We start from the raw sequence: 22,821 nt of genomic DNA, 5'->3' as shown, positions 1-22,821 counted from the left end.
GGGGTAATTGTCGACGGGGGGGGCGGGGGGGGATTCTCGCCGAGAGCCATGGCCGAGTAGAGAGCCGAAGTACAAATTCGGAAATGACCTACGCGAAAAGCAGACGACATCACTTTGCTCGTCTGGACGAAAGCATTTTCGCGAAGAGAAAAAGAAGCGTCTCACCTGGTTGTCTGAAACGTCCGCAGTAAGCGGAACAATTTCAGACAACCAGATGAAAGCAGAACCTGGCCTCAGGAAGACAGGTAAGAGGAGCGGGTCAGACCCAGACGCAATGCATCGAGAAACTGAGTGCGCTCGCTGGCGCTGATGCGGGCACTGGCGCACTTGTCGCGGTAGTGGGTCATCAGCTCTTCCGGCGACAGGTGCACGTAGCGCAGCATGTCTTCGATGGTGTCGTGGGTTTCAATACCGGCGTGGTACACGCTGCCGTCGGCGTTCTGGTAGATGTTCACCGAGTCGGTGTCACCGAACAGGTTGTGCATGTCGCCGAGGATTTCCTGATAGGCGCCGACCAGGAATACGCCCAGCAAGTAATCTTCACCTTCGTTCAGCGCGTGCACCGGCAGGCTGGTCTCGATGCTCTGCTCGTCGACGTACTGATTGATCTTGCCGTCGGAGTCGCAGGTCAGGTCTTGCAGAACGGCACGACGCAGCGGCTCTTCGTCGAGACGGTGCAGCGGGATGATCGGCAGGACCTGATCGATCGCCCAGGTGTCCGGCAGGCTCTGGAACACCGAAAAATTGCAGATGTACTTGTCGGCCAGCTTGTCGTTGAGTTCGTCCAGCACCTGACGGTGCGAACGCTGACGCGCTTTCAGCGAGTTGTGCAGGCGACGGCACACGGCGAAGTAGCACTGCTCGGCCAGGGCTTTCTCGGCCAGGGTCAGTTTGCCGTCGGCGTACTGGGCGGCCACGTCGCTCATGTAGTGGGTGGCGCGCCAGTAGGTTTCGGTGACCATTTCGATGTCGGTCGGGCCGAGCAGGTCAACCAGCCACTGCACGGTTTCCGGCAGCGCTTCCTTGTTCTCGATCTGTGGCACGTCGTCGTTGTGCTTCTCGACGTCGGTCACCTGCACCACCAGCATCGCGTGGTGGGCGGTCAGCGAGCGGCCGCTTTCGGAGAAAATGTGCGGATGCGGCAGAGCCTGCGCGTCGCAGAACTCTTTGAGCATGCCGACCACGACACCGGCGTAGTCGTCCATGTCGTAGTTGATCGAACTGGCGTTGCGCGAGTGGGTACCGTCGTAGTCGACGCCCAGACCGCCACCGACGTCGATGTGATCGACCGGCAGACCGAGGTTGCGCAGCTCGCCGTAGTAACGGATCGCTTCCTTGAAGCCGTGCTGGTAGTCAGCGAGGTTGGCGATCTGCGAACCCATGTGGAAGTGCAGCAGACGAATGCCCTGATCCAGGCCCGCCGCGCGGAAGCGCTCGACCACCGACAGCAGTTGCGCCGCCGACAGGCCGAACTTGGATTTCTCGCCACCGGTGTCCGCCCACTTCGACGACGCCAGCGACGACAGACGCACGCGCAGGCCGACCTGCGGCTTGACCTTGAGCGAGGCGGCTTCTTCGATCACCAGACCGACTTCGGATTCTTTCTCGATCACGATGAACACGTTGTGGCCGAGCTTCTGGCCCATCAGCGCCAGGCGGATGAACTCGCGGTCCTTGTAACCGTTGCAGACGATGGTGCCGCCCTTCGGCGCCAGTGCCAGCACCGCCAGCAGCTCAGGCTTGGAGCCGGCTTCCAGACCGATGGAAACGTTCTGGGTGGCGATGATGTTCTCGATCACCGCTTCCTGCTGGTTGACCTTGATCGGGTACAGCGCGGTGTATTTGCTCTGGTATTCCAGACGCTCGATGTTCGCATCGAACGCACCGGTCAGCTGACGGACGCGGTCTTGCAGGATGTCGGGGAAACGCACCAGCAGCGGCAGGGACAAGCCACTTTTGCGCAACTGGTCGACTTGTTCGAACAGATCGATAGGCGAGCTGCTCGGGCCGTTCGGACGAACTTCGACGCGACCGGCGTCATTGATCGCGAAGTACCCGGCCCCCCAATGGCGAATCCCGTAAACACTGCGGCTGTCCGCAACTGTCCATTGGCTGCCATCGTCTTTGCGTGTGCGTCGTACGGACATCGAAGTCCCCTATAAAGAAGTCATAGTGCGTCGCCTGATCTCAGGCCGGCGCAGTCTAAAGAATGAAAATGACGGTTCGTCAGCGGGGCGGTAGACCGCGCTGACAGCGTTGAGTTTAGAAACCGGTCATGAACAGGCTCTGTGAAAACCATGGAAACGACGTCAGACCCAGAGACTCTGGAGCTGAATCAAGCCGCCGGTGGGTTTCACAGAGGCTGCTAGCCGCCGGACTTCTTCGCCTTGAAACCGTGCTTGACCAACTCGGCCAGGAGCAGCTCGACATGGTCGCCCTGGATCTCGATGATCCCGTCTTTTAACGCACCGCCGGTGCCGCAACGTTTCTTCAACGTTGTCGCCAGCTCCTTGAGTGCGTCTTCGGCCAGGGGCACGCCGGTGATGGTGGTCACCGTCTTGCCGCCACGACCCTTGCTCTCGCGGCGCACGCGGGCAATGCCGTCGCCGGCCGGAATCACGGTTTGCTTGCAGATACAGGCGTCCACCGGCTTGCTGCATTCCGGGCAATGACGACCTGCGTCGGTGGAAAATACCAGGCCGCCCAGGGCGGCGAAGGATGCGGCTTTTTTGGCCACCGGCAATCCTCTCGGGAGGACAAAGACTGATCGCAGCCTTGGGCAAGGCTATCGACCGCGAAGCCCCACTCAGGCAGGGGCAGCGCTACTGTGCCATGAGCTCCTGAAAGCGGGCCGGCACAGCTTGAAAAGGTCGCGCAGTGTAACGGCAAAAACGCCGATTGCTAAGTGCCAATCGGCGCCAATTTATGTGTTCTTTGCGACGTCGCTTTGCTGAGCCTTCAGATAGCGTTTCAGCGCAGCCAGAGAGTCCGGGCAATAAGGCTTCTGCCGGATTTCCAGCATGACCTGCGCGACCGGAATGAAGCGCGCTTCGAGCACTTCTTCGGGCTGCAGAATCAACGGCCCGTCCCACACCGCCGAAAACGCCGAACACCACAGGCGATTGCCGGTGTCTTCGAAGTAGAAATGGTCGTGGGCCGTCAGCTTGACGCCGCTCACGCCCAATTCTTCTTCCAGCTCGCGGGCTGCCGATTCGGCGTAGGACTCGTGCGCCTGCACCATGCCGCCCGCCGCCACGTCCCAGTAACCGGGATAAATGGCTTTGCTCAACGTGCGCCGATGCACGCAGAGTTCACCGGCGGAGTTGAACAGCATGATATAGGTGCCACGGCCGATCAGCCCGCGCTCGCGCAAGTCGGCGCGCACCAGGGAACCGAGCAGGTTGTCCTGCTCGTCGACCCAGGCGATCTGTTCGGCATCCGAGGCGGCGCGGTGGGCCGCCTCTCTGGCGCTCTCGTCCATGACTCAGCCCTGATTGAGCAGTTGACGCAAATCGATCACGGCGGCGTTGGCCCGGGAAATATAGTTGGCCATCACCAGCGAGTGGTTGGCCAGCACACCAAAGCCGCTGCCATTTAGGATCATCGGGCTCCAGATCGGCTCCTGCGACGCCTCCAGCTCACGAATGATCTGACGCACGCTGACGGTCGCGTTCTTCTTCGCCAGCACGTCGGCGAAATCGACCTCGATCGCGCGCAGCAGGTGCGACAGCGCCCAGGCCTGGCCGCGGGCTTCGTAGAACACGTTGTCGATCTGCATCCACGGAGTCTCGACGACTTCCTCGTCGACCTGCGGCACTTCACCCACCGCCGGCACTTCGGTTTTCAGCGCGGTGTTGAGCTTGACCCGGCCAACGCTGGCCGACAGGCGTTGCGACAGCGAACCGAGACGGGTGCCCACATCGCCCAGCCAGTTGTTCAGGTTATCGGCGCGGGCGTAGAACAGCGCGTTTTTCTGGGTCGGATCGGAGAGGCGCGCCTGATAACGGCTCAGGGAATTGATGCCTTCCTGATATTCCGACTCGCTCGACGGCAGGACCCAGCTCTTGTTGTCGAAGTTGAAGCGCGGCTCGGCCTTGGCCAGGTCGGCGTCTTCAGCCGATTGCGACTGCGAGCGGGCGAAGTCCTTGCGCAGGGCACGGGTCAGGTCGCGCACCTGCACCAGCACGCCGTATTCCCAGCTCGGCATGTTGTCCATCCACAGGCCCGGCGGGAAACGGTCGTTGGAAATGTAGCCGCCCGGCTTGTCGAGCAACGTGCCGGCAACGGTTTTCAGGGTTTCGACGGTGGTGTAGCCGACCACCATCTGCTTGCCCTCTTTCTCGGCGGCAACCTGAGCGTTCTGCGCCACGGGAAACAGCGCCGGCTCCTGGCTCCAGTACCAGCCAAGGGCAATAGTCACCAACAGGTAAATGGCGACCAGCGTGGCCAGCGCCCGGCTGAACAACAGCCCGCCGACATAGCTGCGGGTGGCCGACTTGGGCTCGGCGGCACGTTCAGGCGCGCTGCCCGCGCGGTTCTTCCAGTCCAGCATGGCGATATCCTTTCAATCTTGGGTTCAACGGTTCGACCACAACCATACAACAACGTGCCTCGACCGGGCACCCGTCAATATTGACAGGCGTTATCTCGCTACCCGACACGAGGCCTGTACAGACCGCCCTAAGGGATTCCCCGATAGCGGATTCACCACCAATTCGATGCCGATACCCGCAACGCGACAGCACAAACACCCTGCCCCACCTTTCTCATACTCCGATAAATTCACCGGCGTGCAGATCGGAAAATGCCCAGTAGATGGGGACTTCCCCGACGATCAGGTTCAAATTGAAACCCGGCAGTCAGAAACTGAATGATGTCGTACCGCAGATTATTGACGTACGACACTCATGTAAGGGAAAAGAGGTGCTAGCATAGAGCCACCAGTCGATCTCAGCATGCACCCTAACTAGTAGTCAGGATATGACCGAGCCAGAAGACCCCAGCCGTGAGCGCCTCAAGCACCACTTTGCCCAGCGGGTAATTCATCAGGCACGTCAGATTCTTGAGATATGGCAGCGCCTGCAACGCAGTGAGTGGTCCACTGCCGATCTCGCCGAACTGAGCGAGGCCAATTTGCGCCTGCTGCGTTTTGCCGAGCGTTTCGAACAGCCCGAACACACGCAGCTGGCCCGCCACATCAGCCAGTCGCTGGACGCGGTGGACGCCAATCGCGGACGCCTGAGCAGCGGCCTGATCACCGATCTCAACCGTTTGATGCAGCGTCTGTCGCGCACCGGCCTGCGCCATGGCGATCAGCTTGATCAAACCTTCCTGCCGCCCCTGCGCAAACCGATCTACGTGATGCTGCAGGATCACGACCGCGCCGAGCGGCTGGCCAAACAGCTGGAGTTTTTCGGTCTGAGCGCCCAGGCGCTGGACAGCGTGTCGGCGTTTCGCTCGTCGATGGTCGAGCGCCTGCCGGCCGCGATCGTCATGGACGTGGATTTCAGCGGCGTCGGCGTCGGCCTGAAACTCGCCGCCGAAGCCCAGCAAGGTCTGGAAGAACCGCTGCCCCTGCTGTTCTTCAGCCTGCACGAAACCGACACCCCGACCCGCCTCGCGGCAGTGCGCGCCGGTGGCCAGGAATTCCTCACCGGCACCCTCGAAGCCTCGAGCCTGCTGGAGAAGATCGAGGTCCTGACCTGCGTCGCCCAGTACGAACCCTATAAAGTGCTGATCATCGACGACTCCCGCGCCCAGGCCCTGCACACCGAACGCCTGCTCAACAGCGCCGGGATCGTCACCCGCACCCTGATCGAACCGATCCAGGCCATGGCCGAGCTGGCGGACTTCCAGCCGGACCTGATCATCCTCGACATGTACATGCCGGCCTGCACCGGCACCGAGCTGGCCAAGGTCATCCGTCACAACGACCGCTATGTCAGCGTGCCGATCATTTATCTGTCGGCCGAGGACGATCTGGACAAACAGCTCGACGCCATGAGCGAAGGCGGCGATGACTTCCTGACCAAGCCGATCAAGCCGCGCCACCTGATCACCACCGTGCGCAACCGCGCCGCCCGTGCGCGTAACCTGAAAGCACGGATGGTCCGCGACAGCCTCACCGGCCTGTACAACCACACGCACATTCTGCAATTGCTCGAAGACTGCTCGTTCCGCGCCCGCCGCGAGAACAAGCCGTTGAGCTTTGCGATGCTCGACATCGACCACTTCAAGCGGGTCAATGACAGCCACGGCCATCCCATGGGCGACCGGGTGATCAAGAGCCTGGCGCTGTTTCTCAAGCAGCGTCTGCGCAAGACCGATTTCATCGGTCGTTACGGCGGCGAAGAATTCGCCATCGTCATGCCGGACACCGATATAGAAGCGGCGCACAAAGTGCTCGACGAGATCCGCCAGCGCTTTGCCGAGATTCACTATCCGGCCCAGCCGCAGGATCTGTGGTGCACCTTCAGCGCCGGCGTGGTGGAAATGCACGACGACTCCGACAGCCTGATGATGGCCAGCCAGGCCGACGAGGCGCTGTATCGCGCCAAGGGCGAAGGACGCAATCGGGTGCAGACCGCGCGCGACTCAAAGCAAAGTGCCACTTTTTCATCGGATTCGACCCAATCGGTCATAACCCTGTAACAGAACCGCAATAAATTCAGGCGCTTACCATTCTGCCGTTGGTAGCCGTCATGCGCCTGAAGTTGCTCACCAATCTCAATACTCTGTTGCTGGTCGCCGTCTGCGTGGCCCTCGGCGCCACGCTGTGGTGGTCGCAGAAAGCCCTGGAGCGCCCGTATCTGTTGATGGAGCGATACCTGGGGCTGTCGCAGCAATTTCAGAATGACGTGGCACGCAACGTCGAGGATTACCTCGCCAGCGGCGACGCCCTGCGCCTGAGCAGAGCCAGCCAGGCCATCGATCAGTTGCAGAAGGAGCTCGACGAGCTGCCGCCGGCGCTGGCCGACACCTTGCGCCCGAGCCTCACCGGCCTCGATGAATTCAGCAAGACCGACCTGCTGGCCGCCGGCAAACTGGCCGGCGATCCGCAGGCCCTGCTGTTGCAGGCCGAGCGCGAATTGAGCGCCAGCCTCGATCAGCTCAGCACGTATGCAGGCGGCAACGCGACCTATCTCACGCCTCTGCTCGTTGCCTCTCAACATCTGGGCAAACTGTCGCTGGCCCGAGACAAACTGGTCAGCAGCGGGCGCAGTGAACTGGCCGCCGATGTCGAACGCGAAGTCAGCAACATCCGCGCCCAGGCCCAGACGATCGATGCCCTGCCCTTGCTCGGCGTGGTCGCCAGCAGTGAATCCGGCAGCGACGATTTCGCCGCGATGATGGGCATCGAAAGCACGGAAAAAGCCGCTGCCGAAGATGCTGGTGTCGGCCTCAAACGCGAGCTCAACAGCCTGCTGGGGCGTTACCCGGCGGAGCTGGCGCGCACCCGCGAGCAGATCCAGAAACGCACCGACCTGAGCACCGCGACCCACCAGAAAATCGCCGCCGTGCAGCAAGCCATCGCCGGTCTCGAACCGGTGGTGCGCGCCCAGCACGGGCAGATCCAGGGTGAAGTGCGGCTGATGCAAGGCGTGATGATCGGCCTGATTCTGCTGATCGCGCTGCTGATCGACACCCTGCAGCGACGCCTGGCCCGCACCCTGACCAACCTCGCGCCGGCGCTGTCGACCTGGGCCGAAGGCGATTTCAGCCGCGACATTCATCTGGGCAAGACCAACCGCGAACTGCACGACATCGAAGCCTCGCTCAATCGCCTGCGCGCCTATCTGGTGGATCTGGTCGGGACGATTCGCGGCAATGCCGAGCAAGTGGCCGGCAGCAGCCGCACCCTCGCCGAGCTGAGCAATGACTTGCACAGCGGCGCCGAACATCAGGCCGGCGATACCGCGCTGATCCGTGACTCCCTCGGCGAACTGGAAGCGACCATCCAGCAAGTGGCCGGCGATGCGCGCCAGGCCGCCGACGCCAGTCGCCATGCCGGGCTGGCCGTCGAACACGGGCAACAAGTGATCGGCCAGAGCCTCACCGGCTTGCACGCGCTGGTCGGCGAAGTGCAAGGCAACGCGCAGATGATCGAACACCTGGCCGAAGAATCGGCAACCATCGGCGGCGTGCTGACGGTGATCCGCTCGATTGCCGACCAGACCAACCTGCTGGCGCTCAACGCGGCGATCGAAGCCGCTCGGGCCGGGGAAATGGGCCGTGGATTTGCCGTGGTGGCCGAGGAAGTGCGCTCGCTGGCGCAACGCACCGCCGGCGCCACCGCCGAAATCCAGACCCTGATCGCCGGCCTGCAAACCGCCGCCCGGCAATCGGTCGAGGGCATGCGCGCGCAGGTCGAACACGCCGAGGCCACGGCCAATCAGGCGCAATCGGCGGACGGTGCGCTGGACAAGATTGTCGGCGCGATCCAGACCATCTCCGACACCGCGATCCGCATCGCCGACATCACCGCGCAACAGAGCGGCGCGGTCAGCGAGATCCGCGATCACAGCGAGCGGATTCACCAGTTGGGCGGAGACAATCTGCTGCGCATCGGCCAGGGCCGCGAGCAAGGCGAGAACCTGCTGTTGCTGGGCGGCCAGCTGCACACCGCCGTGCAGGCGTTCCGCGTGTGACACACAGCGCAGGGCCAAGTCCGCTATCATTCCCGCACCTTTGATTCGCGAGATTGTCATGCGCCGTCTGCTCTGCCTGCTGTTTTTCGTCTTCGCCCTGCCGGCCGGCGCCGCCGGTCTGTTCGACAGCAAACCCAGCGCCACACTGGGCTCGGTCAACAACAGCGCCGATTTCCTGCCGGTGCGTGAAGCCTTTCAACTGAGCCTGGTCGAGAGCACGCCGCAATCGGTCAAACTGCGCTTCGTCGCCACCGAAGGCTATTACCTCTACCGCCATCGTTTCCAGTTTCGTGCCGAGCCTGCCGAGGTAAAACTTGGCGCCGCACAATTGCCCCAAGGCGAACAGAAACACGACGAGTACTTCGGCGACGTCGAGGTCTATCACGGCATCCTCGATGTAGAACTGCCGCGCAATGATCCCCGGGCTTTCACGCTGGCCGTCACCTATCAGGGCTGCGCCGACAAGGGTTTGTGCTACCCACCGGAAACCGAACGCCTGAGCATCGAGGGCAACGCAGCGGCGAATGACGCGCCCGCTCCGGTGACGGGTTGGGACTGGCGTGATCTGGCGCTGTTTTTCCTGGCAGGCCTGGGCCTGACCTTCACGCCTTGTGTATTGCCGATGCTGCCGATCCTGTCCGGCGTGGTGTTACGCGGTCAGGTCGGTGGTTTGCGTGGCTTCAATCTGTCCCTCGCTTATGTGCTGCCGATGGCTGCGTGCTTCGCGCTGCTTGGGGCGCTGATGGGGCTGTTCGGCGCGCAACTGAATTTGCAGGCGCGGCTGCAATCAGCGTGGGTGCTTGTGCCGTTCGCGATGTTCTTTGCGGTGTTCGCGCTGGCGATGTTCGGCGTATTCGAGCTGAAACTGCCGCACTTCATCAGCAGCCGTCTCGACCGGATCGCCGGCCGCACTGAAGGCGGCTCGCTGTGGGGTGCCGCGGTATTGGGTGTGGTGTCGAGTCTGCTGGTATCGCCATGCGTTTCCGCCCCGCTGGCCGGCGCGCTGCTTTATATAAGCGCCAGCGGCGATGCGCTGGGCGGCGGCCTGAAGCTGTTCATGCTCGGCCTCGGCATGGGCGCGCCGCTGCTGTTGGTGGCCACCGGCGGCGCAGCGTGGCTGCCGAAAAGCGGGCCGTGGATGATGTACGTGAAGAACGGCATCGGCGTGTTGCTGCTCGGGCTGGCGATCGGTTTGCTCAGCCGGGTGTTGCCGGGGCAGATCACGTTGCTGCTGATCGGCCTGCTGGCCGGTGGCGTCGGCCTGTTCCTCGGCGCTCTGGAATTCGTCTACAAACCGCCGCGCAAACGCCTCGGCCAACTGCTGGGCCTGTTCCTGCTGTTTTATGCGCTGGCCTGCTGGTACGGCGCGTTCAGCGGGCAGACCGATCCTTTGAATCCGATAGCCCCGGCACGCCTTGCCGACAGCGGCTCGACTGCGCAAAACAGTGGTTCGTGGCAGACCGTCAGCACCCCGGCGGAACTGGATCGAGTGCTCCTCGAAGCGAAAACCGCCGGCACCCCGATGCTGCTCGACTGGTACGCCGACTGGTGCATCAGCTGCAAAGTCATCGAACACGAAGTACTCAATGACGCCACGGTCGTCGATCGGCTCAAGGGCTATCGGCTGATACGCTTCGATATCACCGCAAGCAATGCCGAACAGCGCACCCTGCTCGACCGCTACAGCCTGTTTGGCCCACCGGCGCTGATGTTCTTCGGCAAGGACGGGGCGGAACGTCGCGATGTGCGGGTGATCGGCGAGATCAACGCCAGCGACTTCGCCGAACGTGTTGCCAAAGCGAATGACCGGATTTAATCAGTCAGTCACATATTTTGCGCAAACATCGGTCATCGTGCTGGCTATTGCAGAGAACTGGACAGTCACAAAGTCTTTGCGGCATAGTCGCCGGGTTCTGACGAAGGCTCACCCATAACAAGGAACACGCAGATGGCAACGCTACTGGTGCTGCACGGCCCCAACCTGAACCTGCTCGGCACCCGGGAACCCGGGACCTACGGGTCGACCACCCTGGCGCAGATCAATCAGGATCTGGAACGCCGCGCCCGTGAAGCCGGCCATCATCTGCTGTATCTGCAAAGCAACGCCGAGTACGAATTGATCGACCGCATCCACGCCGCACGCGGCGAGGGCGTGGACTTCATTCTGATCAACCCGGCAGCATTTACACACACAAGTGTCGCATTACGTGACGCGCTGCTGGGAGTGAGCATCCCATTCATCGAAGTGCATTTGTCCAACGTGCACAAACGCGAACCTTTCCGCCATCACTCTTACTTCTCCGATGTAGCGGTAGGAGTGATCTGCGGCCTTGGCGCCAGCGGTTATCGACTGGCCCTGGAGGCTGCACTAGAGCAGCTTGAACAACAAGCTATACGCCCCTGACCGACCCTTGGGAGTTGATGATTCATGGATATCCGTAAAGTTAAGAAACTGATCGAATTGCTGGAAGAGTCCGGCATCGACGAGCTCGAGATCAAGGAAGGCGAAGAGTCCGTACGCATCAGCCGTCACAGCAAGACCCCGGCGCAGCAGTACTACGCTCCGGCTCCGATGCAGGCTCCGGCCGCTGCACCTGCCGCCGCTGCCGCTCCGGTTGCTGCTGCCGCAGCTCCAGCTGCCGCTGCTGCTCCAGCGCTGAACGGCACCGTTGCCCGTTCGCCGATGGTCGGCACCTTCTATCGCAAATCTTCGCCAACCTCGCCGTCCTTCGTTGAAGTCGGCCAGACCGTGAAGAAAGGCGACACCCTGTGCATCGTCGAAGCCATGAAGATGATGAACCACATCGAAGCTGAAACCAGCGGTGTGATCGAGTCCATCCTCGTCGAAGACGGCCAGCCGGTTGAGTACGACCAACCGCTGTTCACCATCGTTTGAACTGCGGAGAGCCTTTGATGACTGCGAAGTTGGAAAAAGTTCTGATCGCTAACCGCGGTGAGATCGCCCTGCGGATTCTGCGTGCCTGCAAAGAGATGGGCATCAAGACCGTCGCCGTTTACTCCAAGGCCGACAAAGAGCTGATGCACCTGGGTCTGGCAGACGAATCCGTCTGCATCGGCCCGGCTTCTGCCGCTCAGTCCTACCTGCACATCCCGGCAATCATTGCGGCCGCTGAAGTGACTGGCGCTACCGCCATTCACCCAGGCTACGGTTTCCTCGCGGAAAACGCTGATTTCGCCGAGCAGGTCGAGAACTCCGGCTTCGCCTTCATCGGCCCGAAAGCCGAAACCATTCGCCTGATGGGCGACAAGGTATCGGCCAAGCACGCGATGATCGAAGCGGGCGTGCCAACCGTTCCAGGTTCCGACGGCCCGCTGCCGGAAGACGAGGAAACGGCACTGCGCATCGGTCGTGAAGTCGGCTACCCGGTGATCATCAAGGCCGCCGGCGGCGGTGGTGGTCGCGGCATGCGCGTGGTGCACAAGGAAGAAGACCTGATCGCCTCGGCGAAACTGACCCGCTCCGAAGCAGGCGCGGCGTTCGGCAACCCGATGGTCTATCTGGAAAAATTCCTGACCAACCCGCGTCACGTCGAAGTGCAGGTTCTGTCCGACGGCCAGGGCAACGCCATCCATCTGGGCGACCGCGATTGCTCGCTGCAACGCCGTCACCAGAAGGTTCTCGAAGAAGCGCCGGCACCGGGCATCGACGAGAACGCGCGCAAGGAAGTCCTGGCCCGCTGCGTCAAGGCGTGCATCGACATCGGCTACCGTGGCGCCGGCACCTTCGAGTTCCTGTACGAGAACGGTCGTTTCTACTTCATCGAAATGAACACCCGTGTTCAGGTGGAGCACCCGGTTTCGGAGATGGTCACCGGTATCGACATCGTCAAGGAGATGCTCAGCATCGCCGCTGGCAACAAGCTGTCGTATACCCAGGATGATGTGGTCATCCGCGGTCACTCGCTGGAATGCCGGATCAACGCCGAAGACCCGAAAACCTTCATGCCGAGCCCGGGTACGGTCAAGCATTTCCACGCTCCAGGCGGCAACGGCGTTCGCGTCGATTCGCACCTGTACAGCGGTTATGCCGTTCCGCCGAACTACGACTCGCTGATCGGCAAGCTGATCACTTACGGCGCGACCCGCGACGAAGCCATGGCCCGCATGCGCAATGCCTTGGACGAAATCGTGGTTGACGGGATCAAGACCAACATCCCGCTGCACCGTGATCTGACCCGTGACGAAGGCTTCTGCAAAGGGGGCGTGAACATTCACTACCTCGAGCACAAGCTGGCTGGCGAGAAGCACTAAGCTTCAGCCCGCACCAGACAAGGCCGCCTTCGGGCGGCTTTGTTGTTTCCGAAGGTTTCATCTGCTCACACATTCCCCGCTCCCACAAAACCGTCGCGCTCGCGTAAACTTGCGCGCTTCTCGCAGGCCGCTAGGCTGCAATCAATCTTTTTCACAGGTGCCCGCCATGCCTTGGCTGCAAGTAAGACTCGCCATCAGCCCAGAACAAGCCGAAACCTACGAAGACGCTTTCCTTGAAGTGGGCGCCGTTTCGGTGACCTTCATGGACGCCGAAGATCAGCCGATCTTCGAACCGGAACTCAATACCACCCCGCTGTGGGCGCACACCCACCTGCTGGCCCTGTTCGAGGGCGGCACCGAAGCCGCACCGGTACTGGCCCATCTGGAACTGCTGACTGGCAGCCCGCTGCCCGAGCACCACAGCGAAGTGATCGAAGACCAGGACTGGGAACGCAGCTGGATGGACGGTTTCCAGCCAATGCGTTTCGGTCAGCGCCTGTGGATCGTGCCGAGCTGGCACGCCGCACCGGAGCCGGACGCGGTCAACCTGCTGCTGGATCCGGGCCTGGCGTTCGGCACCGGCACTCACCCGACCACCGCCCTGTGCCTGGAATGGCTGGACGGCCAGGATCTGAAAGACTGCAACGTGCTGGACTTCGGCTGCGGCTCGGGGATTCTGGCGATTGCCGCCCTGCTGCTCGGCGCGAAAGAAGCCGTGGGCACCGACATCGACGTGCAGGCACTTGAAGCCTCCCGCGACAACGCCGGGCGCAACAACATCGCTGACGAATTGTTCCCGCTGTACCTGCCGGAAGACCTGCCGCAGGTCAAAGCCGACGTGCTGGTGGCCAACATTCTGGCCGGCCCGCTGGTTTCCCTGGCGCCGCAACTGTCCGGCCTGGTCAAGTCCGGCGGGCGTCTGGCGCTGTCAGGGATTCTTGCCGAACAAGGTGACGAAGTCGCTGCCGCCTACGCGCAGGACTTCGATCTCGACCCGATCGCCAATCGTGATGGCTGGGTGCGCATCACCGGCCGTCGGCGCTAGAATGACCGCCTGCTCAATCCGGATCGCCGCATGACCGACAGCTTCGTCACCCAGTGCCCGCATTGCCAAACCAGTTTCCGTGTCAGCCACGCTCAGTTGAGCGTGGCCCGCGGGGTGGTTCGTTGCGGCTCCTGCCTGCAAGTGTTCAATGCCGCCAAGCAATTGCTGGAGCAACACGCAAGCAAGGAAGCGGTCACACCGGTGGCGCCGCTAATCAGCGAGCCGCCGATCAGCGAGCCTGAGCCCGTCGAGCCACCGGCCATCGTCGAAGCGCCCGAGCCGCGCGCCATCAGCCAGAAGCAATGGAGCGCCGCCGAGCTGGATCTGGACAGCCTGGATCTGGACGAAGAACTGGCCCGCCTCGAACAACGGGAAATCCAGCCGACCACCGAGTTCGGTCGCCCGCGCGAAGACGCCCTGAGCGCTCGCCGCGATAGCCACGAACCGGAAGACACGACGTGGCCGGACAGCCTGTTCAGCGAACCGGCAGATGAGCGCGCCCCCGAAGTCGAAGATGAACCCGAAGCCATCGAGCCCGAACCGGTCCGACCGGAGCGCACCGAACCTTCGCTGTCGCTGGAGCCGGCGGATCTCGACGACGAACCGCCGATTCCGCAACTGCGCCTGCACGATCCGATCGACCCGAATGCCCGCCGCGAACGCCTGTCGGCCAGCGACGACGTCGATGACGAACTGCCACTGATCGAAGCCCCGCGCAAAAAGCGCGAACGCGTCGAATCCAGTGTTCGCGCCGAAGCCTTGCAGGACCTGACCGACGACCCGCTGCAACTGGACTGGCAGAAACGCCGCTCGCCCTGGGGCCGTCGCCTGCTCTGGCTGTTGCTCATCGTGCTGGCCGCCGCCGGTCTGGGCGGACAATACATCGCCTATCACTTCGACGAACTGGCGCGCCAGGATCAATACCGGCCGTGGTTCCAGCAACTCTGCCCGCAAGTCGGCTGCACGGTGCCGTCCAAGGTGGATATCGCCAAGATCAAGAGCAGCAACCTGGTAGTGCGCAGCCACCCGGAATTCAGCGGTGCGCTGGTGGTGGACGCGATCATTTACAACCGCGCGCCGTTCTCGCAGCCGTTTCCGCTGCTGGAGCTGCGCTTCGCCGACCTTAACGGTCACCTGATCGCCAGTCGTCGCTTCAAGCCCGGCGAATACCTCAACGGCGACCTCGAAGGCATGGCGGAAATGCCGCCGCAGACGCCGATCCACATCGCCCTGGACATCCTCGATCCAGGCCCGAAAGCCGTGAACTACAGCCTGAGTTTCCACTCGCCCGAGTGAAACGCTTCACCGCTCCCGGATTGACGGCAGTTTTCTGACTGCGCAGCGCGCGACCAAACCGCCGGTAATAACAGAATAACTGTTCAGATTTTGTTCAATTCAGCCTTTATCCAGTCATCGAGAGCGGGTATCATGCCAACCCTTTTTCGAACTCTCATGATCCGGCCCCACTTCAGGGAAGTCCTATGTCGGCGGTACGCATCGGCCCATATACATTGCAGAACGGCTTGATCCTCGCCCCGATGGCGGGTGTCACCGACCAGCCCTTTCGTCAGCTGTGCAAGCGTTTGGGCGCAGGGCTTGTAGTCTCGGAAATGGTCACCAGCGACATGAGCCTGTGGAACACCCGCAAGTCGCGCATGCGCATGATCCACGAAGGCGATCCCGAGCCACGCTCGGTGCAGATCGCCGGTGGCGATGCGCAGATGCTGGCGGATGCGGCCCGGGCCAACGTCGAACTGGGCGCACAGATTATTGATATCAACATGGGTTGCCCGGCGAAGAAGGTCTGCAACAAGGCCGCCGGCTCCGCGTTGTTGAAGGATGAGGCACTGGTTACCGAGATCCTGAACGCCGTCGTGGCGGCAGTTGATGTGCCGGTGACCCTGAAGATCCGCACCGGATGGGATCGCGACAACAAGAACGGCCTGACCGTGGCGAAGATCGCCGAGCAGGCCGGGATCACGGCGCTGGCGGTGCATGGCCGCACCCGCGCCGACCTGTACACCGGCGAAGCCGAGTACGACACCATTGCCGCGATCAAGCAGGCAGTGTCGATTCCGGTCTTTGCCAACGGCGACATCGTATCGCCGGAAAAGGCCCGCTACGTGCTCGACGCGACCGGTGCCGATGGCCTGTTGATCGGCCGGGCTGCCCAGGGGCGGCCATGGATTTTTCGCGAGATCGAACACTTCCTGCGTACCGGCGAAAAACTGCCGGCGCCGGAGCTGATCGAGGTGGAACGCATTCTGCTTGAGCATCTGGCCGCCCTCCACGCCTTCTATGGGGACGTGATGGGCGTGCGAATTGCCCGCAAGCATGTGGGCTGGTATCTCGCAACCTTGCCGGGCGCCAGGGAATTTCGCGCCCACTTCAATCGTTTGGATGGTACGGAAACACAATGCGCCAACGTTCGGGAGTTCTTCGCCGAACGTTACAAGAGCCTGACAGGGGACGGAGAAGGGGTGGCCGCATGACGATGATGACCGAGACTTTAGTGAGTGGAACAACACCCGTGAGCGACAACGTGAATTTGAAACAGCACCTCAATACCCCGAGCGAAGAAGGCCAGACCCTTCGCGGGAGTGTCGAGAAGGCGCTGCACAATTATTTCGCCCACCTTGAGGGCGCGTCCGTCACGGACGTGTACAACCTGGTGCTCTCCGAAGTCGAGGCTCCCCTGCTCGAAAGCGTGATGAACTACGTCAAGGGCAACCAGACCAAGGCCAGCGAGCTGCTCGGACTGAACCGCGGCACGCTGCGCAAGAAACTCAAGCAGTACGATCTGCTGTAAGCATTCAATCAAACCAGAAAGGCGCCCGCGTAAAACCGGTCGCCTTTTTTGCTGACTTCCCTTGCTTTTGATGGAAATTGAGATGACCGACCAGACTACCCGCCTGCCGATCCGCCGCGCCTTGATCAGTGTTTCCGACAAGACCGGGATCCTCGAATTCGCCAGGGAGCTGGAAGCCCTGGGCGTGGAAATCCTTTCCACCGGCGGGACCTTCAAACTGCTGCAGGACAACGGCGTGGCCGCAGTGGAAGTCGCGGATTACACCGGTTTCGCAGAGATGATGGACGGTCGGGTGAAAACCCTGCACCCGAAAATCCACGGCGGGATCCTCGGTCGTCGCGGTATCGACGACGCGATCATGAACGAGCACGGCATCAAGCCGATCGATCTGGTAGCCGTCAACCTGTACCCGTTCGAAGCCACCATCAGCAAGCCAGGCTGCGACCTGCCGACCGCCATCGAGAACATCGACATCGGCGGCCCGACCATGGTCCGTTCGGCGGCGAAAAACCACAAAGACGTGGCCATCGTGGTGAATGCCAGCGATTACGCCAACATCCTGGAAAACCTCAAGGCCGGCGGCCTGACCTACGCTCAGCGTTTCGACCTGATGCTCAAGGCGTTCGAACACACCGCCGCCTACGACGGCATGATCGCCAACTACATGGGCACCGTGAATCAGGCTGCTGACACCCTCAGCACTGAAGGTCGCAGCGAATTCCCGCGCACCTTCAACAGCCAGTTCATCAAGGCTCAGGAAATGCGCTACGGCGAGAACCCGCACCAGAGCGCGGCGTTCTACGTTGAGGCCAAGCCTGCAGAAGTCGGCATCGCCACCGCCACCCAGTTGCAAGGCAAGGAACTGTCGTACAACAACGTGGCCGACACCGACGCCGCGCTGGAATGCGTGAAGAGCTTCGTCAAACCGGCCTGCGTAATCGTCAAGCACGCCAACCCGTGCGGCGTGGCAGTGAGCCCGGACGCCGAAGGCGGCATCCGTCAGGCCTACGAACTGGCCTACGCCACTGACACCGAATCGGCGTTCGGCGGCATCATCGCCTTCAACCGTGAACTGGATGCCGAGACCGCCAAGGCGATCGTCGAGCGTCAGTTCGTTGAAGTGATCATCGCCCCAAGCGTCAGCGAAGAAGCCCGCGCCATTGTTGCAGCCAAGGCCAACGTACGCCTGCTGGCCTGCGGCGAGTGGTCGGCCGATCGCGTTCCGGCCTGGGACTACAAGCGCGTCAACGGCGGGCTGCTGGTACAGAGCCGCGACATCGGCATGATCGGCGCCGACGACCTGAAAGTGGTGACCAAGCGCGCCCCGACCGAACAGGAAGTCCACGACCTGATCTTCGCCTGGAAAGTGGCCAAGTTCGTCAAATCCAACGCCATCGTCTACGCCAAGAACCGTCAGACCATCGGTGTCGGCGCCGGCCAGATGAGCCGCGTGAACTCGGCGCGTATCGCCGCGATCAAGGCTGAGCACGCCGGTCTGCAAGTGGCGGGTTCGGTAATGGCATCGGACGCGTTCTTCCCGTTCCGCGACGGTCTGGACAATGCGGCCAAGGTCGGTATCACGGCGGTGATCCAGCCAGGTGGCTCGATGCGTGATGCTGAAGTGATTGCTGCTGCTGATGAAGCCGGCATCGCGATGGTGTTCACGGGAATGCGTCATTTCCGTCACTGATACACGGCAGCTACAAGCCTCAAGCTGCAAGCTGCAAGAAAGAGCAGTCAGGTATCGCTCCTTCTTGCAGTTGCAGCCTCATTAATTCAGAGCCATAAGCTGTAATCGAGAGTCACACACTCGCTCTTGCTTGCAGCTTGTAGCTTGCAGCTTTCTCCGAAGGAGTCTCTCTTTGAACGTTTTGATCATTGGCAGCGGTGGCCGCGAACACGCCCTGGCCTGGAAAGTGGCTCAGGATCCGCGTGTGCAGAAAGTTTTCGTGGCACCGGGCAACGCCGGCACCGCGATTGAGGCCAAGTGCGAAAACGTCGCCATCGACGTGCTGGCCCTCGAGCAGCTCGCTGACTTCGCCGAGAAAAACGTTTCCCTGACCATCGTCGGTCCGGAAGTGCCATTGGTGGCCGGCGTCGTCGACCTGTTCCGCTCCCGTGGCCTGGACTGCTTCGGTCCGACCGCCGGCGCCGCGCAGCTGGAAGGCTCGAAAGCCTTCACCAAGGATTTCCTGGCACGTCACAAGATCCCGACTGCCGACTACCAGAACTTCACCGAGATCGAGCCGGCCCTGGCTTATCTGCGTGAAAAAGGCGCACCGATCGTGATCAAGGCCGACGGCCTGGCCGCCGGTAAAGGCGTGATCGTTGCCATGACCCTGGCCGAAGCCGAAGACGCCGTGCGCGACATGCTCGCCGGCAATTCCTTTGGCGACGCCGGTTCGCGCGTTGTCATCGAAGAATTCCTCGACGGCGAAGAAGCCAGCTTCATCGTCATGGTCGACGGCAAGAACGTTCTGCCGATGGCCACCAGCCAGGACCACAAACGCGTCGGCGACGGCGACAGCGGCCCGAACACCGGCGGCATGGGTGCTTACTCCCCTGCTCCGGTGGTCACCGCCGACGTGCACCAGCGCGTGATGGACCAGGTGATCTGGCCGACCGTGCGCGGCATGGCCGACGAAGGCAACGTCTACACCGGTTTCCTGTACGCCGGTCTGATGATCGACAAGGCCGGCAATCCGAAGGTCATCGAGTTCAACTGCCGTTTCGGCGACCCGGAAACCCAACCGGTGATGCTGCGTCTGCAATCGAGCCTGGTGCTGCTGGTCGAAGCTGCTCTGGCTCAAGCGCTGGACAAGGTTGAAGCACAGTGGGATCCACGTCCGAGCGTCGGCATCGTGCTGGCCGCTGGCGGCTACCCGGGCGACTACGCCAAGGGCGCGCCGATCAACGGTCTGGACTCAGCCGCCGCACTGGAAGGCAAGGTCTTCCACGCCGGTACTGCGCTCAAGGACGGCAACGTCGTGACGGCCGGTGGTCGGGTGCTGTGCGCCACCGCCATGGGCGCCAGCGTCGGCGCCGCCCAGGAGCAGGCCTACAAACTGGCCAAGGTCATCGACTGGGAAGGCTGCTTCTACCGCACCGACATTGGCTACCGCGCCATTGCCCGTGAACGCGGTGAGTCTCAGTAATAAGCTACGCTGTGTTTCCGGCAGGGGCTCATCGCCCTTGCCGGACTGTTCCGACGCTGCGCATCGTTATATTCTGGCATCAACCTACGAAGGGATTTCGCCGTGCGCTGGCTCAGGATTGCCATAGGCTTCACCGTCACGCTGTTGACCTTGCTCTGCATGCTCCCGGCCCAGGCCGCGCAAGGCAGTGGCTGGTCGGTATTGCTTGACGATCAGGGCAACCTCCAGCTGAGCGACATCCGCTCCGCCCGCTACACCAATCAATTCAGCCCTATCGAACTTGACCGCCTGACCGCGGCCGAACCCGATGGCGCCCTGTGGCTGCGCTTCAGGCTGGCGCCCGGCAAGCACGAACAAGTGCTGCGGATCTTCGCCCCCGACCTGTCGCACCTCAATCTGTATGTCCTCGACGGCGATCGCCTGATCGAGCAACGCGACACCGGCACCACCCAGCCCCAGGTGGAGCGGCCGCTGCCCAGCAGCGACTTCATGCTGCCGTTGCCGCAGAGCGACAAACCCCTCGACGTCTACCTGCGACTGGTTTCCGATCACCAGTTGCGCCCTTACATCACCTTGCAATCGGCGGTGATGGCCGCGGCCAATCACAACCAGACGCTGATCTACGGCCTGCTGTTCGGCTGTCTGGCGATGCTGATCCTGCATAACCTGATCCGCTACGCCTACACCCGCTCGCGCAGCAGCCTGTGGCTCGCAGTGTGTGAAGGCCTGTTGAGCCTGAGCCTGTTGCTGTTGCTCAACCTCGCCGGTCCGTGGCTGCCGAACTGGCATGCGATCCAGACCCCCGGCGCCTATCTGGCCCTGCTGCTGACCGCTCCGGCGGGCCTGATGTTCGCCTACCGTTTCTTCGCCCCGCTCGGCCCGCATCCGCTGAACAAGCTGCTGATCGGCGACATCCTGTTCATCGTGATCTGCAGCCTGTTGCTGTTGTTCGTCAACACCCTGCCGCTGAACATCATCACCTATGCGCTGGTGGCCCTGGCCGGGCTGAGCATGTTGCTGGTGGCGTTCTATCACTGGCAGAAAGGCTACCGCCCTGCCCGCTTGTTCGTCGCCGCGATGGTGGTGTTCAACATCGGCACGCTGATCATCCTCCCGGCCTTGCTGGGGCTGACCCTGGTCGCGCCGCAAGGCCTGATCATGACCCTGATGGGTTTCATCTGCATCAGTGGCCTGCTGATGAGCATCGCCCTCGGCGAGCGTCAGCGCAGCATCACCGAAAGCCGTTTCAGCATCAGCCGCGACCTGGCCGCGAGCAACGCCGAGATCAACGCCAAGGCCGAGTTCCTGGCCAAGATCAGCCACGAGATCCGCACGCCGATGAACGGCGTACTGGGCATGACCGAACTGCTGCTTGGCACGCCGCTGTCGGTGAAACAGCGCGATTACGTGCAAACCATCCACAGCGCCGGTAACGAACTGCTGACGCTGATCAACGAGATCCTCGACATCTCGCGGCTCGAGTCCGGGCAGATCGAACTCGACGACGTGCAGTTCGACCTCAACGCGCTGATCGACGATTGCCTGAGCATCTACCGCGCCAAGGCCGAACAACAGAACGTCGAGCTGATCAGCTTTATCCAGCCGCAAGTGCCACGGGTCATCAGTGGTGATCCGACGCGCCTGCGCCAGACGTTGCTGAGCCTGCTGGAAAACGCGCTGAAGAAAACCGAAGAAGGCGAAGTGCTGGTGGTCGTCGCCCTCGACGAGCGTAGCGCCGGCCCCCGCCTGCGCATTGCCGTGCAGGACAGCGGCCAGCCGATGGATCAGGAAGAACGCGACGCGCTGATGCACGCCGAGTTGCACAGCAAGCACTTCCTGTCGGCCAACCGCCTGGGCGGCAACCTCGGTCTGGTGATCGCCCGCCAATTGATCCGTCTGATGCAGGGCGAGTTCGGCATCAAGAGCGGCGCCAGCCAGGGCAGCACGCTGTGGCTGACCCTGCCGCTGGACCCTGATCGCCTGGAGCATCCGACCTCGGACCTCGACAGCCCGCTGCAAGGCGCACGCGTGCTGGTGGTCGACGACAACGACACCTGCCGCAAAGTGCTGGTGCAGCAATGCAGCGCCTGGGGCCTGAACGTCAGCGCCGTGCCGTCGGGCAAGGAAGCCCTGGCCCTGCTGCGCACCAAGGCGCATTTGCGTGATTACTTCGACGTGGTCCTGCTCGACCAGAACATGCCCGGCATGACCGGCATGCAACTGGCCGCCAAGATCAAGGAAGACCCGAGCCTGAACCACGACATCCTGCTGATCATGCTCACCGGCATCAGCAATGCGCCGAGCAAGATCATCGCGCGCAACTCGGGGATCAAGCGCATCCTGGCCAAACCGGTGGCCGGCTACACCCTCAAGACCACGCTGGCTGACGAACTGAACCAGCGCAATCGTGGCCAGGTGGTGTTCCAGCCACAGGTTGCGAGCACTGCGGCGCCGGTCAAGGTGCCGAGCGATTTCCGCATTCTGGTGGCCGAAGACAACACCATTTCGACCAAGGTAATCCGGGGCATGCTCGGCAAACTCAACCTGCAACCGGACACCGCCAGCAATGGCGAAGAAGCCTTGCAGGCGATGAAAGCCCAGCGCTACGACCTGGTGCTGATGGACTGCGAAATGCCGATCCTCGACGGCTTCTCCGCCACCCAGCAACTGCGGGCGTGGGAAGTAGGCAATCAGCGCATCCGCACGCCGATCGTGGCGCTGACCGCACACATCCTCGCCGAGCACAAGGAACGCGCGCGTCAGGCCGGGATGGACGGGCACATGGCCAAACCGGTGGAGCTGTCGCAACTGCGTGAGCTGATCGAGCACTGGGTGGCCCAGCGTGATCAGCAGAACCGTGCGACGACACAACCGTCGTGAGCCGACAGACAC

Annotated in this window: 17 protein-coding genes; 13 read left to right on the top strand and 4 right to left on the bottom strand. The window is 62.1% G+C overall.

Features of this window, described 5'->3' with window-relative positions; genetic code table 11:
- Positions 1 to 233 precede the first annotated feature (233 nt).
- The 4 genes from speA to EIY71_RS10755 all read right to left on the bottom strand — a co-directional run bounded on the left by speA (position 234) and on the right by EIY71_RS10755 (position 4,552).
- Positions 234 to 2,147 (bottom strand): arginine decarboxylase, encoded by a 1,914-nt coding sequence (gene speA, locus EIY71_RS10770; RefSeq protein WP_011332271.1) that lies wholly within the window; start codon positions 2,145 to 2,147, stop codon positions 234 to 236.
- Between the two features lie 218 nt (positions 2,148 to 2,365).
- Entirely contained in the window at positions 2,366 to 2,737 is a 372-nt protein-coding gene (locus EIY71_RS10765; protein ID WP_007951016.1) for a translation initiation factor Sui1, read from the bottom strand.
- Positions 2,738 to 2,923: 186 nt separating this feature from the next.
- Entirely contained in the window at positions 2,924 to 3,481 is a 558-nt protein-coding gene (locus EIY71_RS10760) for an NUDIX hydrolase (protein ID WP_134021687.1), read from the bottom strand.
- 3 nt (positions 3,482 to 3,484) lie between these two features.
- Entirely contained in the window at positions 3,485 to 4,552 is a 1,068-nt protein-coding gene (locus EIY71_RS10755; protein ID WP_134021685.1) for a DUF2333 family protein, read from the bottom strand.
- Between the two features lie 428 nt (positions 4,553 to 4,980).
- On the opposite strand from EIY71_RS10755, the gene gcbA reads away from it, so the two are divergent.
- The 13 genes from gcbA (at position 4,981) to EIY71_RS10690 (ending at position 22,809) form a co-directional block, all read left to right on the top strand.
- Positions 4,981 to 6,651 (top strand): diguanylate cyclase GcbA, encoded by a 1,671-nt coding sequence (gene gcbA, locus EIY71_RS10750; RefSeq protein ID WP_102718619.1) that lies wholly within the window; start codon positions 4,981 to 4,983, stop codon positions 6,649 to 6,651.
- Positions 6,652 to 6,701: 50 nt separating this feature from the next.
- A complete protein-coding gene (locus EIY71_RS10745; RefSeq protein ID WP_102718618.1) occupies positions 6,702 to 8,648 on the top strand; it encodes a methyl-accepting chemotaxis protein in 1,947 nt (648 codons plus the stop codon).
- A gap of 58 nt (positions 8,649 to 8,706) precedes the next feature.
- Positions 8,707 to 10,464 (top strand): protein-disulfide reductase DsbD, encoded by a 1,758-nt coding sequence (locus tag EIY71_RS10740; protein WP_134021683.1) that lies wholly within the window; start codon positions 8,707 to 8,709, stop codon positions 10,462 to 10,464.
- A 132-nt stretch (positions 10,465 to 10,596) separates the two neighbouring features.
- The gene (gene aroQ / locus EIY71_RS10735; RefSeq protein ID WP_007951022.1) at positions 10,597 to 11,052 is read left to right on the top strand and encodes a type II 3-dehydroquinate dehydratase; all 456 of its coding nucleotides are present in this window, start codon (positions 10,597 to 10,599) and stop codon (positions 11,050 to 11,052) included.
- A 24-nt stretch (positions 11,053 to 11,076) separates the two neighbouring features.
- The gene (accB, locus tag EIY71_RS10730) at positions 11,077 to 11,544 is read left to right on the top strand and encodes an acetyl-CoA carboxylase biotin carboxyl carrier protein (protein WP_007951023.1); all 468 of its coding nucleotides are present in this window, start codon (positions 11,077 to 11,079) and stop codon (positions 11,542 to 11,544) included.
- A gap of 17 nt (positions 11,545 to 11,561) precedes the next feature.
- Complete coding sequence (gene accC, locus EIY71_RS10725; protein WP_064593229.1) at positions 11,562 to 12,920, top strand: acetyl-CoA carboxylase biotin carboxylase subunit; 1,359 nt, start codon at positions 11,562 to 11,564, stop codon at positions 12,918 to 12,920.
- A 166-nt stretch (positions 12,921 to 13,086) separates the two neighbouring features.
- Positions 13,087 to 13,965 carry a 50S ribosomal protein L11 methyltransferase gene (prmA, locus tag EIY71_RS10720; RefSeq protein WP_007951025.1) on the top strand — a complete coding sequence of 293 codons (879 nt, stop codon included), beginning with the start codon at positions 13,087 to 13,089 and terminating at the stop codon, positions 13,963 to 13,965.
- 30 nt (positions 13,966 to 13,995) lie between these two features.
- Positions 13,996 to 15,261, top strand: a complete 1,266-nt coding sequence (locus EIY71_RS10715) for a DUF3426 domain-containing protein (protein ID WP_134021681.1) — start codon at positions 13,996 to 13,998, stop codon at positions 15,259 to 15,261.
- A gap of 185 nt (positions 15,262 to 15,446) precedes the next feature.
- Positions 15,447 to 16,457, top strand: a complete 1,011-nt coding sequence (gene dusB, locus EIY71_RS10710; RefSeq protein ID WP_011332261.1) for a tRNA dihydrouridine synthase DusB — start codon at positions 15,447 to 15,449, stop codon at positions 16,455 to 16,457.
- Positions 16,454 to 16,774, top strand: coding sequence for a DNA-binding transcriptional regulator Fis (fis, locus tag EIY71_RS10705; protein ID WP_002555375.1), 321 nt, complete (start codon positions 16,454 to 16,456; stop codon positions 16,772 to 16,774). Before dusB ends, fis begins: the two co-directional genes overlap by 4 nt.
- 82 nt (positions 16,775 to 16,856) lie before the next feature.
- The gene (gene purH / locus EIY71_RS10700; protein WP_134021679.1) at positions 16,857 to 18,464 is read left to right on the top strand and encodes a bifunctional phosphoribosylaminoimidazolecarboxamide formyltransferase/IMP cyclohydrolase; all 1,608 of its coding nucleotides are present in this window, start codon (positions 16,857 to 16,859) and stop codon (positions 18,462 to 18,464) included.
- A gap of 172 nt (positions 18,465 to 18,636) precedes the next feature.
- Complete coding sequence (gene purD / locus EIY71_RS10695; RefSeq protein ID WP_134021677.1) at positions 18,637 to 19,929, top strand: phosphoribosylamine--glycine ligase; 1,293 nt, start codon at positions 18,637 to 18,639, stop codon at positions 19,927 to 19,929.
- A gap of 102 nt (positions 19,930 to 20,031) precedes the next feature.
- Positions 20,032 to 22,809 (top strand): hybrid sensor histidine kinase/response regulator, encoded by a 2,778-nt coding sequence (locus EIY71_RS10690; protein WP_134021675.1) that lies wholly within the window; start codon positions 20,032 to 20,034, stop codon positions 22,807 to 22,809.
- Positions 22,810 to 22,821 lie beyond the last annotated feature (12 nt).

Origin of the sequence: Pseudomonas sp. CH235, assembly GCF_004368175.1 — a bacterium.
Taxonomy (GTDB): Bacteria; Pseudomonadota; Gammaproteobacteria; order Pseudomonadales; family Pseudomonadaceae; genus Aquipseudomonas; species Aquipseudomonas paraglycinae.
This window is presented reverse-complemented; position numbering and strand designations above follow the sequence as displayed.

Coding starts and splice junctions, on each gene's coding strand:
- speA (WP_011332271.1), bottom strand. CDS start 2,147: ATGTCCGTACGACGCACACGCAAAGACGATGGCAGCCAATGGACAGTT.
- EIY71_RS10760 (WP_134021687.1), bottom strand. CDS start 3,481: ATGGACGAGAGCGCCAGAGAGGCGGCCCACCGCGCCGCCTCGGATGCC.
- EIY71_RS10755 (WP_134021685.1), bottom strand. CDS start 4,552: ATGCTGGACTGGAAGAACCGCGCGGGCAGCGCGCCTGAACGTGCCGCC.
- gcbA (WP_102718619.1), top strand. CDS start 4,981: ATGACCGAGCCAGAAGACCCCAGCCGTGAGCGCCTCAAGCACCACTTT.
- EIY71_RS10745 (WP_102718618.1), top strand. CDS start 6,702: ATGCGCCTGAAGTTGCTCACCAATCTCAATACTCTGTTGCTGGTCGCC.
- EIY71_RS10740 (WP_134021683.1), top strand. CDS start 8,707: ATGCGCCGTCTGCTCTGCCTGCTGTTTTTCGTCTTCGCCCTGCCGGCC.
- aroQ (WP_007951022.1), top strand. CDS start 10,597: ATGGCAACGCTACTGGTGCTGCACGGCCCCAACCTGAACCTGCTCGGC.
- accB (WP_007951023.1), top strand. CDS start 11,077: ATGGATATCCGTAAAGTTAAGAAACTGATCGAATTGCTGGAAGAGTCC.
- accC (WP_064593229.1), top strand. CDS start 11,562: ATGACTGCGAAGTTGGAAAAAGTTCTGATCGCTAACCGCGGTGAGATC.
- prmA (WP_007951025.1), top strand. CDS start 13,087: ATGCCTTGGCTGCAAGTAAGACTCGCCATCAGCCCAGAACAAGCCGAA.
- EIY71_RS10715 (WP_134021681.1), top strand. CDS start 13,996: ATGACCGACAGCTTCGTCACCCAGTGCCCGCATTGCCAAACCAGTTTC.
- dusB (WP_011332261.1), top strand. CDS start 15,447: ATGTCGGCGGTACGCATCGGCCCATATACATTGCAGAACGGCTTGATC.
- fis (WP_002555375.1), top strand. CDS start 16,454: ATGACGATGATGACCGAGACTTTAGTGAGTGGAACAACACCCGTGAGC.
- purH (WP_134021679.1), top strand. CDS start 16,857: ATGACCGACCAGACTACCCGCCTGCCGATCCGCCGCGCCTTGATCAGT.